We start from the raw sequence: 1,470 nt of genomic DNA on the forward strand, positions 1-1,470 counted from the left end.
CGCAGTAGTCTGGGGCAAGACACGTTAGAAGTCAAACAGCGCGACCTAAGCGTCATGCCGCTGATGACGGGTAACTTTGAATCTGAGCAAGATCAATCGAACCTTAATGCTGAGATGCTTAGGATTTCTGCAAGTACCATGGAGCGCATGATTAACCTATCGGGTGAGTCCGCGATCAACCGTTCACGAATCGAGATGGGTATATCGAGTCTATCGAACAATATCGAAGAGATGGGCGCAACCGTCCAGCGTCTAGCAGATCAGCTACGCCGTATGGAAACCGAGCTTGAGATTCAAATTTTGTCACAAATTGGTGATGAGCATGCGTTAGAAAGTGACTTTGACCCGTTAGAGATGGACCAATATTCAGCGCTCAACCAACTGTCAAAATCGCTCTCGGAGTCGGCATCGGACTTGTTAGACATCAAAACCACCATGCTCGATAAAACCCGTGAAACCGAAAACTTGCTACTGCAATTATCACGCACCCAGACTGATTTACAAGAAGGGTTGATGGACTCACGTACTGTGCCATTCTCGCGTATCACGCCACGCCTGCAACGGATCGTCCGCCAAACAGCCACTGAGCTTGGCAAATCTGTTGAACTACGAATCCTAAACGATGAAGGTGAAATTGACCGTAATATCCTTGAGCGTATTACCTCACCGCTTGAGCATATGCTACGTAACGCCGTTGACCATGGTATCGAAAAATCGCAAGAACGTATTGAAAGTGGTAAATCAAGAACAGGCTTAATCACACTTGAAGTGCTGCGTGAAGGTGGTGAAATCGTTATCAACTTAATCGATGATGGGCGCGGTATTAATGTGAACGCTGTACGCCAAAAAGCGATTGAGCAAGGCTTGATTTCTGCCAAAGATACCAGTCTAAAAACACTTGATATCATGCAATATATCTTTAACGCGGGTCTGTCCACCGCCAAATCCGTATCACAAATCTCAGGCCGTGGTGTCGGTATGGATGTGGTACAAAGTGAGGTCAAACAGCTGGGTGGTGTAGTCACCGTCGACTCTGAAAGTGGCAGAGGCTCACGCTTTACCATGCGTTTACCATTGACAGTTGCTGTGTCTGATGCCTTGATGGTTAGGGCAGGCGATAAATACTTTGCTGTACCATTAGTGCAAATTGAACGTGTGATGCGGGTCAATATCGATGCGATTGCTAATTTTTATACCAAGAATGCCGATAGTATCAATATCGATGGACAAGCCTATCGTCTGCGTTATCTCAATCAGATTTTGTACGGTAGCGACCCGGTGGACGCACTAGCGCACCAGTCAAGTAGTGTACCCGTGATTATTATTCGTACTGACTTAGGTCAGCGCATGGCGCTGCAAGTGGATATGATTGCAGGCTCTCGTATCGAAGTTGTCGTCAAACCGCTCGGTCGTCAGCTCTCACATATCGATGGCATTTCGGCTGCTACCATCATGGGTGATGGTTCGGTC

The 1,470-nt window shown here is 47.2% G+C and carries 1 protein-coding gene; it reads left to right on the plus strand.

Going from position 1 to position 1,470, the window contains the following annotated elements:
• Positions 1-1,470, plus strand: a 1,470-nt coding sequence (locus GY683_RS02245) for an ATP-binding protein (protein WP_297287203.1), incomplete at both ends; no start/stop codon positions are given.

It is taken from the genome of Moraxella sp., assembly GCF_024227015.1.
Lineage (GTDB): Bacteria > Pseudomonadota > Gammaproteobacteria > Pseudomonadales > Moraxellaceae > Moraxella.